Genomic DNA, 15,505 nt, shown 5'->3' with positions numbered 1-15,505 from the left:
CAGCGCGAACGCGTGGCCCGCCGCAGGCGAACACCACAACCTGAAACAGCAGATACCTCACGTGGCGACCTACGACCTCAAAACCAGGTCACTAGGCCCTGTCGTACGCCCCGGAGTCGTACATCTCGTCGACCTCCCGGGCGAAGTCCCGCAGCACCGCCCGCCGTTTGAGCTTGAGCGACGGGGTCAGATGGCCGGAGCTCTCCGAGAACTCGGCGTTCAGGACCCGGAAGTCACGGATCGACTCCGCCCGTGAGACCAGCCGGTTCGCGTCGTCCACCGCACGCCCCAGGGCGGCGAGCAGCTCCTCGTCCCGGGTCAGCTCCCAGAGCGCCAGGTGGTCCTTGTGCCGCATCCGCCGCCAGTGCGTCAGGCCCTCGTGGTCGAGGGTGATCAGGGCCGTGACGTAGGGGCGGTTGTCGCCGAGGACCACGCACTGGGCGACCAGCGGATGGGCGCGCAGCCAGTCCTCCAGCGGGGCGGGAGCGACGTTCTTGCCGGCCGAGGTGATGAGGATGTCCTTCTTGCGGCCGGTGATGCGCAGATAGCCTTCCGCATCGAGGGAGCCCAGGTCACCGGTGGGGAACCAGCCGTCGTCGGTGTACGGCACGGCCGCCCCGCGCTGGGCGTCCCAGTACCCGGCGAAGACATGACCGCCCTTGAGCCAGACCTCGCCGTCACCGGCGATCCGGACCGACGTCCCGGGCAGCGGCCAGCCGACCGTGCCGGTGCGGGGCCGCCGGGGCGGGGTGACCGTCGACGCGGCCGTGGTCTCCGTCAGGCCGTACCCCTCGAAGACCTCCACGCCCGCCCCGGCGAAGAACTCGGCCAGCCGCGCGCCGAGCGGGGAACCGCCGGAGATCACGTACTTCACCCGGCCGCCGAGCGCGGCCCGGATGCGCCGGTAGACGAGCGGGTCGTAGAGGGCCCGCGCGGCCCGCAGCGAGAGCGAGGGGGCGGCCTCCTGGCCGTACCGGCGGGCGACCTTGGCGGCACGGTCGAAGGAGGCGGCCTTGCCGCCGCGTTCGGCGGTGGCGCGGGCGGAGTTGAAGACCTTCTCCAGGACGTACGGGATGGCGAGGAGGAACGTGGGGCGGAACCCGGCGAGATCGTCGAGGAGCTCCTGGCCCTCCACCGAGGGGGCGTGCCCGACGCGGACCCGGGCCCGTACGCAGCCGATGGCCACCATGCGCCCGAAGACATGGGAGAGCGGCAGGAAGAGCAGGGTGGCGGCCGGGTCCTTGTGCTCGGAGACGAAGACCGGGTGGAGGAGCCGGACGGCGTTGTCGACCTCGGCGAAGAAGTTGGCGTGGGTGAGGGCGCAGCCCTTGGGGCGGCCGGTGGTGCCCGAGGTGTAGATGAGGGTGGCGAGGGTCTCCGGGGTGAGCAGTCCTCGCCGGGCGGTGACGGCCTCGTCGGCGACCCGGGCGCCCGCCGTGCGGAGCTGCTCGACAGCGCCGGCGTCCAGGACCCAGAGATGGGCGAGGCCGGGCAGCTGCCGTCGCTCGGCGGAGACGAGCCGGGCCTGGGCCGGGTCCTCGACGACGCAGGCGGCCGCCCCGGAGTCCTGGAGGATCCAGCGGGTCTGGAACGCGGAGGAGGTCGGGTAGACGGGGACGGTGACGAGCCCGGCGGCCCAGGCGGCGAAATCGAGCAGCGTCCACTCGTAGGTGGTCCGCGCCATGAGGGCGAGCCGGTCACCGGGGCGCAGTCCGTGCGCGATGAGGCCCTTGGCGACGGAGTGGACCTGGGCGGCGAAGGCGGAGGCGGTCACATCGGCCCACTGCCCGTCCGGCCCCTTGCGGGAGAAGAGCACCGCCTCGGGGTCCTGACGGGCGTTGTCGTACGGCAGGTCGGCGAGCGAGCCGCGGCGGATCACGGGGACGAGCGCGGGCACGGAGACCTCGCGCACCACCCCGTCCACCAGCGTCTTGTGCGGTTCGACCGGTTCGCTCTCGGACAGTGCGGTCACGACGGACACGTGCGGCTCCTCGGTCTGCGCGATGAACTGAGGTCGTGCGTCGGTGAACTGAGGTCGTGCGTCGGTGAACTGCTCCCGCACGGCGGCGGACGACCGCCGTACGCCGGTGCGTCGCGTGCCTGCAACTGCCTTGACTAGCCGGTAACCTTACTGCGAAGTAAGGGTCAACGGGGAGACCAGCGCTCGCTTTTCATGAGGTTCCCGAGACCCGACCAGGCGAAGTTCATCAGCGTCGCGGCCGCCTCCTTCGCCGTCACTCCCGGAGTCCCGTTGGCCCAGCTCGCCAGCGACTCGGCGGACCCGACGAGCGCCTGCGCGAGCGCGTCGACGTCCCGCCCGGTGATCCCGGCGGTGCCCGGCGCCTCCAGCGCCGCCTCACCGATCAGCCCCGCGACGAACGCCGTGATCTCGTCCCGCATCCGCGCCGCCTCCCCGGCGAACGGCTCCCCCTGCGTCCGCGCCTGCCGGCTGAGCACCGTCCAGGAGTCAGGATGCTCGGCGGCGAAGGTGAAGAAGGCCATCAGCCCCGCCCACAACCGCTCGTCGGGCGGCGCGGTCCGGTCGACGACCGCCTCGGCGACGACCCCGAGCAGGGCTTGCGCCTCCCGCCGGATCACCGCGGTGAAGAGCTCCTCCTTGGAGTGCAGATACAGGTAGACGAGCGGCTTCGACACCCCTGCCGATTCGGCGATCTCGTCCATGGAAGCCGCCTGGTACCCGTTCCGCGCGAAACACCGCACGGCCGCGTCCACCATCTGCCGCTCCCGCACGGCCCGCGGCAACCGCCGCGCCTTCGCATCACCGGCCATGGCGGCCCACCCCTGCTCCCAAGATCCACCGGCTGCCCCGCCGAAAGCCTACGTGCCCCCTGCCCGGACGGGGGCAGGGGGCACGGAGGGTGTGTGTGCGACGGGGGTCAGGCCGCGACCGCGACCTTCTCCTGGGGCTCGCGGGTGTCGACCAGGTCGTCGATCGGGGACGCCGAGGCGTTCTCGTACGCCGTGAGGTCGAGGATCTTCTCCTTGGCGGAGACGATCACCGGGACGAGCGCCTGACCTGCGACGTTCGTGGCGGTCCTGACCATGTCCAGGATCGGGTCGATCGCCATCAGGAGGCCGACGCCCTCCAGGGGGAGGCCCAGGGTGGAGAGGGTGAGGGTCAGCATGACCGTCGCGCCCGTCAGGCCGGCGGTGGCCGCCGAGCCGATGACCGAGACGAAGGCGATCAGCAGGTAGTCGCCGATGCCGAGCTGCACGTCGAAGATCTGGGCGATGAAGATCGCGGCGAGCGCCGGGTAGATCGCGGCGCAGCCGTCCATCTTGGTCGTCGCACCGAACGGAACGGAGAAGGAGGCGTACTCCTTCGGGACGCCGAGGCGCTCGGTGACCTTCTGGGTGACCGGCATCGTGCCGACCGAGGAGCGGGAGACGAAGGCCAGCTGGATGGCCGGCCAGGCGCCCTTGTAGAACTGGATCGGGTTGACCTTGGCGACCGTGGCGAGCAGCAGCGGGTACACGCCGAACATGACCAGGGCGCAGCCGATGTAGACGTCGGCGGTGAAGGTCGCGTACTTGCCGATCAGGTCCCAGCCGTAGTCGGCGATGGCGAAGCCGATGAGGCCGACGGTGCCGATCGGGGCGAGGCGGATGACCCACCAGAGGGCCTTCTGGAGCAGCTCCAGGATCGACTCGGAGAGGGTGAGGATGGGCTTCGCCCGGTCGCCCAGCTTGAGGGCGGCGATGCCGGCGACGGCGGCCATGAAGACGATCTGGAGGACGTTCAGCTCGGTGAAGGGCGTGATGACGTCCGTCGGGATGATGCCGGTCAGGAAGTCGATCCAGGAGCCCTCGCGCTTCGGCAGCTTGCCGTCCTGCGGGGTGAGGCCGGTGCCGGCGCCCGGGTTGGTGATCAGGCCGATGGCGAGGCCGATGGCCACCGCGATCAGCGAGGTGATCATGAACCAGAGCAGGGTGCGGGTGGCGAGCCTGGCGGCGTTGTTCACCTTCCGCAGGTTGGTGATCGAGACCAGGATCGCGAAGAAGACGAGCGGGGCGACGGCCAGCTTCAGGAGCTGGACGAAGATGTCGCCGACCTGGCCGAGGGTCTCCTTCAGCCAGGAGACGTCCTGGCTGCGGGCGATCCAGCCGAGCAGGGCGCCGAGGACCAGACCGGCGATGATCTGGGCCCAGAAGGGGAACTTCGGTATGCGCGAGGAAGCGGGGGACTGCTTCTCGGGTGTGGTCGCGGACGCGGACACAGACACACTCCACAGGTGCGTATCGGGCAATACGGGACGGGGGTGCGGCACACACGCGTTTTCACGCGGGCCGCTGCATGATGCCGGGTCAGACCCCGCGGCAACAGACCGCGGACATACAGCGGCACAGATCGACGTGCAGGCGCGCCACGAGCGGGGTGCTCATGGCAGGTGAGGGGCGCACAGCTGTCGTCATGTCGAACACGTTAACACTTGAACTTTGAGAACCTCAAAGCTGTTCTTTGAGGCAGGCGAACACCCTTTTCGCCTCCGAAACGCAGAACACCCCAGGCGGGAGCCTTGGAAGCTCCTGCCCGGGGCTGATGATCTGTGAGCAAGCTTACGCAGCCTTTATGGGCGGCGGGCGGGGCTCAGGGGGCCTCCCGGCGAGACACCCCCGGCCCCCTAGTCCTCCTGGGACCGGTTCGCCGCCAGGCGGCCCTTGGCGCGGTCGACCTTCGCCACGACCTCGGCGCTCGCCTCGTCGCGCACCTTCCGCAGCAGGACGAAGCTCAGCGGGGCGGAGATCACGATGGCGAGGACGAGGACCCAGAGCAGGTTCGAGTCGCCGAGCCCGCGCGGCAGCACCTCGATGTAGACGAGACCCCACAGGGCGAGGAAGCATCCGGCGAAGATGCCGAGCCGCATCAGCGTGTAGCGGAGCATGTCAGCCCACTCTTCCGTTCCGACGTTCCGAAAAGTTCCCAAGATCCCATACGGGACAAGAGCCCCTCCAGTGAAGCACGACGCCGGGGGCACTCCGGGGCCGGGCCTCCCGGGCACCGTGGAGGTCCCCCTTGAGCACCCCGTGAGTAATAGCTAAGCTCGCTTCATGACCCTTACTTTCGAGGTGGATCCGTCGATCGACCCCGCCCTGCGCGACGGCGTGCTCTCCCTCTGGGCCGATGTCTCCAACGCCGGTGGCGCGGTCGGCTTCGTCCCGCCCGTCACTCCCGACGAGATCCGCCCCTCGCTGCTCAAGCACCTCGTCGCGATGAGCGAGGGCGGTACGCGGCTGCTCGTCGGCCGCGACGAGGACGGCGCGGTCGCCGCCACCGCGTTCTTCACCTTCAACACCCACCCCCTGATGAAGCACTGGGTGTGGCTCTACACGGTGATGGTCGACCCCCGGCACCAGGGCAGGGGATACGGCCGCGACCTCATGGCGGCGGCCGAGCACACCGCGCGTACCGCCGAGGGCTTCGGGGACGTCGAGGCGATCCGGCTGACCTGCCGGGGCGGCACCGGCGTCGACGGCTTCTACGCCAAGTGCGGCTACAAGGAGGTCGGCCGCGTCCCCGACGCGATCCGGGTCGCCCCCGGGGACGACCGCGACGACATCATCATGCTGCTGCCGCTGACCTGACCGGACGGGACACAGGATGTCGGGTCCGGGCTCCTGACCTCTTCCTACGGTGAGGACAAGGAAAAGGAAAGGACGGACACGTGCTGGAGCGGCTCAACCAGGCACTCGACCACATCGAGGAGCACCTCGTCACCGAGCTCCGCGGCGACCTCGACCCGGCCGAGCTCGCCCGCATCGCGACGACCTCGGAGCACCACTTCCGGCGCATGTTCTCGGCGCTCGCCGGCATGCCCCTGTCCGAGTACGTACGGCGCCGGCGGCTCACCGTCGCGGGCGCCGAGGTGCTCGCCGGGGAACGGACGCTCCTGGAGATCGCGGTGCGTCACGGTTACGGCTCCGGGGAGGCCTTCGCCCGCGCGTTCCGCGCGGTGCACGGGGTCGGCCCCGGCGAGGCCCGCCGCGCGGGAGCCGCGCTCAACGCCCAGCCGCGGATGTCCTTCCGACTCGTCGTCGAAGGGAACAGCAGCATGAAGTACCGCACCGTGGCCAAGGACGCCTTCCGGATCGTCGGCAGCAGGGCCCGGGTCCCCCTCGTGTACGAGGGGGAGAACCCGGCGATCGCCGCCCAGATCCGGGGCCTGGGCCAGGAGACCCTCGACCGACTCGCGGGCCTGTCGACCGGGGCGCCCGCCGGGCTCGTCTCGGCCGTCGTCCACCTCACCTGCAGCCGGGAGGAGGGCGCCGAACTCGACCATTGGTACGGCGTGACCGGCGCGCCGGACGCCGCCCCGGAGGGCTTCGAGACCCTCGACCTCCCGGCCGGGACCTGGGCGGTCTTCGAGAACGAGGGCCCCTACCCGCAAGCGCTCCAGTACCTGTGGCGGGACGTCTTCACCCTGTGGTTCCCGTCCAATCCCTACGAGAGCCGCCCCGGCCCCGAGATCCTGTCGGTCCGGCCCTCGGCGGACTGGACGACGGCCGCCGCCGAGCTGTGGATCCCGGTGGAGCACACGGCGGGATGAGAGAAGGGCCGGTGGGAGTCCCCACCGGCCCTTCCGCCGCCCGTACTCAGAACCGCATCGCCTGCGGCGTCTCGCGCCGCTCCGCGTCGGGGCCCGGGTACTCGCGGATGATCTCGTACCGGGTGTTCCGCTCGACCGGGCGGAAACCGGCGTCGCGGATCAGCTCGAGGAGGTCCTCGCGGCCCAGCTTGTTCGGCGTGCCGTAGTTGTCGGCGTCGTGCGTGATCTTGTACTCGACGACCGAGCCGTCCATGTCGTCGGCGCCGTGCTGGAGCGCGAGCTGCGCCGTCTGGACGCCGTGCATGACCCAGAAGACCTTGACGTGCGGCACGTTGTCGAAGAGGAGCCGGGAGACCGCGAAGGTCTTCAGGGCCTCGGCGCCGGTCGCCATGGTGGTGCGCGCCTGGAGCTTGTTGCGGACCTTGCCGTCCTGCATGTCGACGAAGTCGTGCTGGTAGCGCAGCGGGATGAAGACCTGGAAGCCGCCGGTCTCGTCCTGGAGCTCACGCAGCCGCAGCACGTGGTCCACGCGGTGACGGGGCTCCTCGATGTGCCCGTACAGCATGGTGCTGGGGGTCTTGAGCCCCTTCTCGTGCGCGAGGCGGTGGATCCGGGACCAGTCCTCCCAGTGGGTGCGGTGGTCCACGATGTGCTGGCGGACCTCCCAGTCGAAGATCTCGGCGCCGCCGCCGGTCAGGGACTCCAGACCGGCCTCGATGAGCTCGTCGAGGATGTCGGAGGCGGACATGCCCGAGATGGTCTCGAAGTGGTGGATCTCGGTGGCGGTGAACGCCTTGAGCGAGACGTTCGGCAGGGCCTTCTTGAGCTCGGAGAGGGAGCGCGGGTAGTACCGCCAGGGCAGGTTGGGGTGCAGCCCGTTGACGATGTGCAGCTCGGTGAGGTTCTCGTTCTCCATCGCCTTCGCGAGGCGCACGGCCTCCTCGATGCGCATGGTGTACGCGTCCTTCTCGCCCGGCTTGCGCTGGAACGAGCAGTAGGCGCAGGAGGCGGTGCAGACGTTGGTCATGTTCAGATGCCGGTTGACATTGAAATGCACCACGTCGCCGTTCTTGCGGGTCCGGACCTCGTGGGCCAGACCGCCGAGCCAGGCGAGGTCGTCGGACTCGTACAGGGCGATGCCGTCCTCACGGCTCAGCCGCTCACCGTCCCGGACCTTCTGCTCCAGCTCGCGCTTGAGCCCTACATCTGTGATCGATGCAGTCATCTCCGGGCGCCTCCCTCTTCTCCGAAATCCGACTTCTTCCACTGCTTGTACTGCGTCGTTCACCGTACTCTCAGGCGATTCGTCAGCCTTCTTCGGGCAGCTCTCCGACCCGGTTCTCCCACTTCGTGGAGAGCACGATCGTCGTACGGGTGCGGGAGACGCCCTTGGTGCCGCTGAGGCGGCGGATCGTCTTCTCCAGGCCGTCGACGTCGCCGACGCGCACCTTGAGCATGAACGAGTCGTCGCCGGCGATGAACCAGCAGTCCTCGATCTCGGCGAGGTCCTTGAGCCGGCGGGCCACGTCCTCGTGGTCGGCGGCGTCGGAGAGGGAGATGCCGATGAGGGCGGTCACGCCGAGGCCGAGCGAGGCGGCGTCGACGGTGGCGCGGTAGCCGGTGATGACTCCGGCCGCCTCAAGACGGTTGATGCGGTCGGTGACAGAGGGGCCGGAGAGCCCGACGAGCCGGCCGAGCTCGGCGTACGAGGCACGACCGTTCTCGCGCAGAGCCTGGATGAGCTGCCTGTCCACGGCGTCCATAGGTATGAAGCCTTCCATTGTCCAGCGATACCGCGAGTTTAGGTATAGAATCTAAGGTACACAGGGGAGACGCCCTGTGAATCTTTTAGCTGATCAAAGACGATCTTTCAGGAGTGGTGTTCACCGTGTACACGATCGAGATGGCCTACGCACGCATGCGCGAGCTGCAGGACCTGGCCAACCGCTCGCGTGCCCACCAGCCGACCGCCGCCTCGAAGCGTGCCGACAAGAAGCACGCCAAGAAGCGCTAATCCGACCGGGGGGTCGCTCCACCGAGCTCTCCCTCCCACCGGCGGTACAGCCGATGCGGCACCCCTGCCGCGTCGAGCACCCGCCCGGCGACGAAGTCCACCAGATCCTGGATGTGCGTCGCCCCCGCGTAGAACGCCGGAGAGGCGGGCAGCACCACGGCTCCCGCCTCGTCCAGCGCCACCATGTGCTTGAGGGTCTGTCCGTTCAGCGGGGTCTCCCGCACGGCGACGACCAGCGGCCGCCGCTCCTTCAGCGTCACGCTCGCCGTCCGCTGGAGCAGGTCCTTCGAGAGCCCCAGTGCCACTCCCGCCACTGCCGCGGTCGAGGCCGGCACGACCAGCATCCCCTTCGCCGGGTACGACCCCGAGGACGGCCCCGCGGCCAGATCACCGGCCGCCCAGTACCGCACGTCGTCGAGGGCGTCCGCCACGTCGAAGGTGTCCGGCTTCCCGTCCGCGCCCCGCGCCAGCCACGCCGCCAGGTCCTCGCGCCAGTGCGCGTCGCGGAAGGAGATGCCCGTCTCGTCGAGCAGGGTCAGCCGCGAGGCCCGCGACACGACGAGGTCGACGCTCTCCCCGGCGGCGAGGAGGCCCCGCAGAACGGCGGCGGCGTACGGCGTACCCGACGCCCCGGAAACCCCCACCACCCAGGGCCGACGACTCTTCATCTCCTGCGACTCCACGACAGAGAGCCTATCCGGCCGGGAAAAGCCAGGCCCGGGCGCGGGCCCGGGCGGAGCCCTGGACCGAGGGTCCGGCGCGGGCCCGGGCGCGGCTCACTCACCGCCCGCGGCCGTCGCACCCCGCCGGGCGCCGTCCGTCAGGCGTCCCGGAAGCGCAGCAGCCGTTTGGCCGTCGCCCTCATGAGACGGTCCGCCTCCGTGAGGGGAAGGCGTTCGCGGCGGTAGCGCGGCGAAGGACGCCCTTCGGCCCCGAACCCCTCCTTGAAGTGCGCGAGCGACGATCCCGGGCGGGAGTCCCCCATGACGAAGGCCGTGCGGCCCTCGGTGCACGCGTCCTCGATCGCGAGCCGCTGCAGCAGGAAGTTCGCCCGCACCGGATGGGCCAGGTCCCGGTCCATCGCACCACGCCAGTACTTGGCGCTGTCCCCGTACGAGACCACCACCGCGCCCGCGGCCGGTTCCCCGCCGACCCGGGCCAGGTAGACGGCGCACGAGGTGCCGAACCGGTCGGCGACCGCCTCCAGATACCGCGGGGGGAACGCCCGGGACCTGCGCAGCCGGGCGAGTGCCCCCGGCTCGTGCTGCTGCGCGGCCCACCGCACCATGGACTTCTCGTACAGCCCGTAGAACTCGGCCACCAGTCTGCCCTCGCGGTCGACCTCCACCTCGACGGACGAGCGCTCGCTCCTGCGCACGTCGCGCCTGGCCCGGCTGCGGAAGCGGTGGTCCCAGACCTGGTCGAAGCCCCCGCTCAGGTCCAGGACGTACGTCGTCAGGGTCTCGGCGGCGAAGTCCGGGGGCGCGGCGGCCGTCCACACCGGGTCGGCGTCCGGTCCGAACCGCACGCCGACCCGCAGCGCCGGGCGCCGGGCCAGGTCGCGGAAGACGACCAGGGCCTCCTCCTCGTCGGGTGTGCCCGGGGGTGACAGGGGTCCGCCGATCCCCCAGCGGGCCGGCCAGGACTCCTCGGCGATCAGCCGTCCGGGCAGGCCGCGCCGCCGGACGAGGGGGACGAGGATCCGGCGGCCGCCGGCGAAGGAGTAGAGCCGACTGGCGTCCTCGAAGGGGGACGTGGCGCAGAGGGCGTCGAGCCAGGACGGGGTCTGGGTGACCAGCGTGGCGCCGTCCTCCTCGGCGAGCCGCCACCAGACCTCGCGCGGCGCCGGGGACGCCACCCGCACGGGGCCCGCCGAGGTGGTCTGCCCGAGGACCTCGACCGTGGTCATCGTCGTACCTCCGCCGTGGTCATGGGGCCACCTCCGTCGCGGTCACCGCCGCACGCCCGCCGTACTTCGCCGCTGTCATCGCCGCCGCCCGCCGTACCCCCGCCGCGGTCCCCGCCGCACGCCCGCCGTACCCCCGCCGCGGTCATCGGCGCGCCACCTCGGTGAGGACCGGCACCACGTTGCCGGCCACCCAGCGCCGACTGCGTCCGTAGCGGGCGGACTTGGCCGCGTTCCCGGCCACGTGCCACAGCCAGGTGAGCAGGGGCAGCAGGGCCTCGTCGGACTCCTGTCCCGGGGGCGGGACGTCGGCGTGGCCGAGCAGGGCGCGGTCCTCGGGCAGCAGGCCGCCGCGGCGCACGGTGTCGGCCACGATCTGTCCCAGTTCCCGCCGCTCGCGCTGCTGCCGCAGGGTGAGGACGAACAGGTAGGAGTCGACGGCGCACGGCCCGTCGGGGAGCGAGTCCGCCCAGTCGATGACTCCGGACAGCGTGCCGCTCGCCTCGTCCACCAGGATGTTCCCGGGGTGGTAGTCGCCATGGGTCCGGGCGGCGGTCAGGGTGCGGCCGGCGAGACCGCCGTTGAGGCGCTCCCGCAGGACGCGTACGGCGACCGCGCCGCGGGGCCCGCCGCACCAGGGGATCTGGTCGGCCAGGACGGCGAGGCGGGTGTCCACCCAGTCGGCGGTCCTGCGCTCGGCGCGCTCCGGGTGTCCGGTCGCCCGGTGCAGTGCGGCGACGGCGCCGAGTGCCGCGACGGCCAGGGGCCAGGTCCGGCCGGGTACGCGGCGGAGCAGTGCGTCTGCCTCGACACCCGGCAGGCAGCGTTCCGCCACGAGCAGCAGCCGGCCGTCGTACCGCAGCTCCTCGGCCGACGGCAGCAGCCGGCGCCACTCGCCGACCCGGTCGTCCTCGGCCAGTTCGTGGAGGGCGGCGCAGCCGTGGGTGAGGGATCCGGCCGCACGGCTGCTGCGCGGGTGCTTGATCACGAGCGGCTCGGCGGTGCGGTCGTCGAGGTGAAAGACCAGCAGGTCGGAGACGGTCCGCTCCAGCCGGTGCAGATCACGGAAGCGGACGTGCCCGCCGCGCAGCAGACCGGCCAGCCGTCGGGCCCTGACCAGGTCGGACGGCCTGGTCAGGAGGGGGTTCGGATCGAGGGGCAGGAGACTGCTCCATCCCGGTCGTCCGGGGCCGGACCGCTCCCCCGGTACGGCCCGGGGGAACGCGGTGTCCACGGATCCTCCCGGCAAACCGTCGAGCCGTCGCATCATCGAACGTCTGCGTACATTTCACCCTAACAAGGGCATTACGCCCTTCGCGCGCCACCTGGCGCACGGACGGCCCGGCCGACACGACGGACGACGGCGCCGAGGAACCGGATCGTCTCGGCCGCGGCCGGCAGCGGGTCCTCGACGCTGAGCCAGGCGCGCTCGGTCCCCGGCCTCGGCAGCAGGCCGGGCGGGAGCCGGTGCTCCTCGCGCAGCCAGGCCATCACCGACGGCAGGTCGAGCTGCCCCGCCACGAACACCCGCCCCTCGGCCTGCAGGCCCGACGGCACGTCACGGCCCGTCAGGTCGAGGTGCATGGCCCGTACGACGTCCACGCCTTCGACGTTCTCGAACAGCCGGAACTGGGCGCCGGTCCGCGGGTTGAAGTCGACCAGCTTGTAGCGCTCGTCGCGCCGGTCGTAGCGCCAGTCGAGGTCCGCCGCGCCGCTGTAGCCGATCCGGCGGCACAGGTCCGCGGCCAGCCCGGCGAGGGCGGGGTTGGCCAGCGCCACGGCCCGCGTCGTCACCCCGGCGTACGGCGGCCAGGACCGCAGCTTCAGGCCGGTGAACGCGACCCGGGGCTCGCCCCCGGCCCCGCAGTACAGGTGGGTGATCCAGTCCTCCGCCCACTCCCTGGGGATGTACTCCTGCACCAGGAGCGGGGGCAGGACGCCCGGCGCGAACCGGTCGAGGAGGCCGCGCTCGTCGCGGACGGCGGTGGTGCCGCCCACGGCCGGGTCGCGCAGCCTGGTCCACGGGTCGCGGTTCTTCAGCACGACGGGGAAGCCCAGCTCCCTGCCCGCGTCCACGAGTTCGTCGCGGGTGGCGGGCGCCCTGGTGCGCGGCGAGGGGACGCCCAGTTCCTCGCAGAGCGTGTGCAGGCTCGCCTTCCCGGCCAGCAGTCGCGGCAGTTCCGGGGACACCCGGGGCAGCAGGAAGCACTCGGACAGGGCCTCGGCGTGCTCGGCCAACAGGATCGCGGCCTCGTCGTCGGTGGGCACGGGTACGCAGGGCGTTCCGACGGCCCGGCCGATGTCGAGCAGGGCGGCGACGAGCACGTCCTGCCGCTCCAGACCGGTCGTCGGCCGGACGAAGGCGCGGGACAGGTGACGGGAGAGGGCGACCGGGGTCAGCCGGTCCTCGACGACGGCGTGGACCGTGGCGCCGGCCCGGCCGAGGGTGCGCACCACGCCGAGCCCGCCGTGGTGCTGGGGGTACCTGCCGACCTTGGCGAGGAGGGCGGGCACCGCGGGATCGAGCAGGGGGTCGTCCGGCGCGCGCCGCCTCACGGCTCTCCCTTCGACTGCCCTCCCGGGACCCGACGTCCCATCAGGCCCCACAGCAGGGGACGTTCTAGAATCACACCATAATGTCCCTTTTGAGGCTTAACGGAAGGTGTGGTCCCGCCGAACAGGTCATGGACGTGTTCCGGTGAGCGGGCCCCATCGCCGGGCCCACACCTCGGGCGGCACTCCGCAGGGCGACGAGGACACGCCGAACGGCGCAACGCGCCCCGGTGACACCCCCCGCCCCGGCGACGGCGCCCCTCCCGGTGACGGCGCCGGGACGGCCGCCCCCGCAGCATCCGGCGGCCGGGCACGCACCCGGCCCGGCACCCCACCCCGTACCCGGTCCGACGTCGTCCGCGTCTGGGCGGCCCGCGCCCTGCTGCCCCTCTCGCTCGTCCTCTGGCTGCTGTCGCTGCGCTCGGTCCCCATCGACCGGATGCGCGACCTGGGACTGCTCCAGGTCCTGCCCCCGCTCTTCTGGGTGGCGACGGCCCTGCTCACCCTGGGTTTCTGCCTGGCCCTGAGCGACCGCCGCACCCACGGCGCCTGGCTGATCGGCTACGTCCTCGCCCTCATCGCCCTCATCCACGCCACCCCCACCCTGCTGTACCCGACCCTGCGCTACTCCTGGGCCTGGAAACACCTGGCGGTCATCGACGCGATGATCCGGCACGGCGGCGAGGTGCCGAACGCGGAGAAGTTCTCCGTCTACAACGACTGGCCGGGCTTCTTCCAGCTCCACGCGCTGTTCCTGCGGACCACCGGACTGGACTCGGCCGTCGGGTACGCCTCCTGGACACCCCCGGTCGCCAACGCCCTCCTGCTCGCCCCGCTGCTCCTGCTGTACCGGTCCGTGACCCGCGACCGGCGGCTCGTGTGGGGCGCGGTCTGGATCTTCTACAGCTGCTCCTGGGTGGGTCAGGACTACTTCGCGCCGCAGTCCTTCGCCTTCCTGCTCTTCATGACCGTGATCGCCCTCCTGTTCCGGCAGCTGCGGTCGTCGGCGCTCCCCCGCCCCGATCCGCGCCGGCGGGAGGGCTGGCCCCCCGGGCTCCTCGTGGCGGTCGTGGTGATCGTGGCCGCGATCGTGGTATCCCACCCGCTCACGCCGCTGATGCTGATCAGCGCCATGGCTCTGCTGTCCCTGCCCCGCCGCAGCCGGCGGCTGGCGCTGCCGGTACTGATCGCCGCGGTCGTCCTCACCGCCGCCTGGGACGCCACCGTGGCCCGGTCGTACATCGCCGTCAACATCAGCAACCTCATCGATTCCCTCACCCAGCCCGACAAGAACGTCTCCTCCGGACTGGCCGCCCTGGGCAACGCCGCTCCGGGGCAGATCCTGCTGTCCTGGGTCGACCGCGGACTGTCGGCGGCGGTCGCCGTCCTGGCCCTGGCCGGTCTCCTGGTCCGCCGGTGGACCAGGCGCACCGGCCTGCCGCTGCTGGCCGCGGCCCCGCTCCCGCTGCTCGCCGTCAACGCCTACGGCGGCGAGATGCTCTTCCGGGCCTATCTCTTCGCGCTGCCGCCCGCCGCGTTCCTGGTGGCGGCTCTCGTGCTGCCACCGGGTGGCCGGCGGCCCGTCGTGCGCACGCTCGCCGTCTACCCCCTCCTCCTGGCCATGTTCGGCGCGCTGGTCTTCGGCTACTACGGCAAGGAGGCCCTGAACCAGTACACCCTCAAGGAGGTCGCCGCCGCCCGTTACGTGATCGAGCACGCCCCACCGGGCTCGACGTTCGTCACGCTCACCGAGGACGTGCCCGACCTCGACCTGGACTACGAGAAACACGACCGGGTCCAGCTGGCCTACCAGGAGAAGGACGAGTTGCAGGGGCTGGTGCGCGACCCGCTGGAGGGGGTGGAGGGCTTCGTCTACGGCGCCACCGAGGAGAGGCCCGCGTACATCGTGCTCTCCCGCGCCCAGGACATGAACCTCTACGTCACCGGAGCACTGCCGGCCGACCTCCCGGAGCGGCTCCAGTCCGTGCTGTCGGGCGCGCCGGGCTTCACGAAGGTCTACGACAACGGCGACGCGATCGTCTACCGCTACGTGACGCCCCCACCGGAATGAGGAGGCACCTCATGACACTCCTGCGCGTGGGACTCGCCGCCTCCGGATGGCTCGCGCTCCTCGCCACGGCGCTGCCCGACGCCGCCCCGGTGCGGGTGGCCGCCGTCACCGTGTTCCTGCTGGTCTGCCCGGGTCTCGCGGCCCAGCTCGCACTACGGCCCTCCGGCATGCTGCGGCGGGCCGGGCACCCGGCCGCGGTCCTGGAGGCCGCCCTGCTCACCCTCGTGCTCGGACTCGCCGTGGTGACCCTCGTGGCCGTCGCGCTCTTCCTCGGCGGCGTCTTCACCGCCACCCGGTCCCTGCTCGTGCTCGCCGCCCTGACCACGGTCCTCGCCCTCCTTCCCCACCGCTCCGGCGCGCGGAACAGGGACACGCAGGTGCACGCTGGTTGAGAG

Annotated in this window: 15 protein-coding genes; 5 read left to right on the top strand and 10 right to left on the bottom strand. The window is 71.5% G+C overall.

What is annotated here, in order from left to right; all coding sequences use genetic code 11:
• Nucleotides 1–91: 91 nt before the first annotated feature.
• The 4 genes from ACZ4XX_RS26260 to ACZ4XX_RS26245 form a co-directional block, all read right to left on the bottom strand.
• The gene (locus ACZ4XX_RS26260; protein ID WP_468510325.1) at nucleotides 92–1,972 is read right to left on the bottom strand and encodes an AMP-dependent synthetase/ligase; all 1,881 of its coding nucleotides are present in this window, start codon (nucleotides 1,970–1,972) and stop codon (nucleotides 92–94) included.
• Nucleotides 1,973–2,145: 173 nt separating this feature from the next.
• A complete protein-coding gene (locus ACZ4XX_RS26255) occupies nucleotides 2,146–2,790 on the bottom strand; it encodes a TetR/AcrR family transcriptional regulator (protein ID WP_468510320.1) in 645 nt (214 codons plus the stop codon).
• Between the two features lie 107 nt (nucleotides 2,791–2,897).
• A complete protein-coding gene (locus tag ACZ4XX_RS26250; protein WP_468510319.1) occupies nucleotides 2,898–4,238 on the bottom strand; it encodes a dicarboxylate/amino acid:cation symporter in 1,341 nt (446 codons plus the stop codon).
• Between the two features lie 405 nt (nucleotides 4,239–4,643).
• Nucleotides 4,644–4,904 carry a DUF4229 domain-containing protein gene (locus ACZ4XX_RS26245; protein ID WP_073916323.1) on the bottom strand — a complete coding sequence of 87 codons (261 nt, stop codon included), beginning with the start codon at nucleotides 4,902–4,904 and terminating at the stop codon, nucleotides 4,644–4,646.
• A gap of 166 nt (nucleotides 4,905–5,070) precedes the next feature.
• Here ACZ4XX_RS26245 and ACZ4XX_RS26240 point away from each other — a divergent pair, with 166 nt between their 5' ends.
• Nucleotides 5,071–5,604 carry a GNAT family N-acetyltransferase gene (locus ACZ4XX_RS26240; protein ID WP_468510318.1) on the top strand — a complete coding sequence of 178 codons (534 nt, stop codon included), beginning with the start codon at nucleotides 5,071–5,073 and terminating at the stop codon, nucleotides 5,602–5,604.
• A gap of 80 nt (nucleotides 5,605–5,684) precedes the next feature.
• A complete protein-coding gene (locus tag ACZ4XX_RS26235) occupies nucleotides 5,685–6,566 on the top strand; it encodes an AraC family transcriptional regulator (protein ID WP_468510317.1) in 882 nt (293 codons plus the stop codon).
• 46 nt (nucleotides 6,567–6,612) lie between these two features.
• On the opposite strand, the gene mqnE is transcribed toward ACZ4XX_RS26235, so the two are convergent.
• Together mqnE and ACZ4XX_RS26225 are read right to left on the bottom strand one after the other, a co-directional pair.
• Nucleotides 6,613–7,791 carry an aminofutalosine synthase MqnE gene (mqnE, locus tag ACZ4XX_RS26230; protein WP_468510316.1) on the bottom strand — a complete coding sequence of 393 codons (1,179 nt, stop codon included), beginning with the start codon at nucleotides 7,789–7,791 and terminating at the stop codon, nucleotides 6,613–6,615.
• Between the two features lie 82 nt (nucleotides 7,792–7,873).
• Complete coding sequence (locus ACZ4XX_RS26225; protein WP_266893047.1) at nucleotides 7,874–8,329, bottom strand: Lrp/AsnC family transcriptional regulator; 456 nt, start codon at nucleotides 8,327–8,329, stop codon at nucleotides 7,874–7,876.
• A gap of 113 nt (nucleotides 8,330–8,442) precedes the next feature.
• Here ACZ4XX_RS26225 and ACZ4XX_RS26220 point away from each other — a divergent pair, with 113 nt between their 5' ends.
• Entirely contained in the window at nucleotides 8,443–8,580 is a 138-nt protein-coding gene (locus ACZ4XX_RS26220) for a hypothetical protein (RefSeq protein ID WP_167346897.1), read from the top strand.
• Here the strand turns inward: ACZ4XX_RS26220 and ACZ4XX_RS26215 are convergent.
• The 4 genes from ACZ4XX_RS26215 to ACZ4XX_RS26200 form a co-directional block, all read right to left on the bottom strand.
• Nucleotides 8,577–9,248 carry a UbiX family flavin prenyltransferase gene (locus ACZ4XX_RS26215; RefSeq protein WP_468510324.1) on the bottom strand — a complete coding sequence of 224 codons (672 nt, stop codon included), beginning with the start codon at nucleotides 9,246–9,248 and terminating at the stop codon, nucleotides 8,577–8,579. The two genes, ACZ4XX_RS26220 and ACZ4XX_RS26215, sit on opposite strands and share 4 nt — an antisense overlap.
• Nucleotides 9,249–9,400: 152 nt before the next feature.
• Complete coding sequence (locus ACZ4XX_RS26210; protein WP_468510315.1) at nucleotides 9,401–10,489, bottom strand: GNAT family N-acetyltransferase; 1,089 nt, start codon at nucleotides 10,487–10,489, stop codon at nucleotides 9,401–9,403.
• Nucleotides 10,490–10,631: 142 nt separating this feature from the next.
• Entirely contained in the window at nucleotides 10,632–11,720 is a 1,089-nt protein-coding gene (locus ACZ4XX_RS26205) for a phosphotransferase (protein WP_468510314.1), read from the bottom strand.
• Between the two features lie 71 nt (nucleotides 11,721–11,791).
• Complete coding sequence (locus tag ACZ4XX_RS26200) at nucleotides 11,792–13,042, bottom strand: carboxylate--amine ligase (protein WP_468510313.1); 1,251 nt, start codon at nucleotides 13,040–13,042, stop codon at nucleotides 11,792–11,794.
• 142 nt (nucleotides 13,043–13,184) lie between these two features.
• Here ACZ4XX_RS26200 and ACZ4XX_RS26195 point away from each other — a divergent pair, with 142 nt between their 5' ends.
• Nucleotides 13,185–15,110 (top strand): glycosyltransferase, encoded by a 1,926-nt coding sequence (locus ACZ4XX_RS26195; RefSeq protein WP_468510312.1) that lies wholly within the window; start codon nucleotides 13,185–13,187, stop codon nucleotides 15,108–15,110.
• An 11-nt stretch (nucleotides 15,111–15,121) separates the two neighbouring features.
• Nucleotides 15,122–15,502: a hypothetical protein gene (locus ACZ4XX_RS26190; protein ID WP_468510311.1), complete on the top strand. Its 381-nt coding sequence runs from the start codon at nucleotides 15,122–15,124 to the stop codon at nucleotides 15,500–15,502.
• Nucleotides 15,503–15,505: the final 3 nt, after the last annotated feature.

This window comes from Streptomyces sp. NPDC029956, from assembly GCF_055574655.1.
Note: the sequence above shows the minus strand (reverse complement) of the source record. Positions and strands in the feature narration are given on the sequence as shown.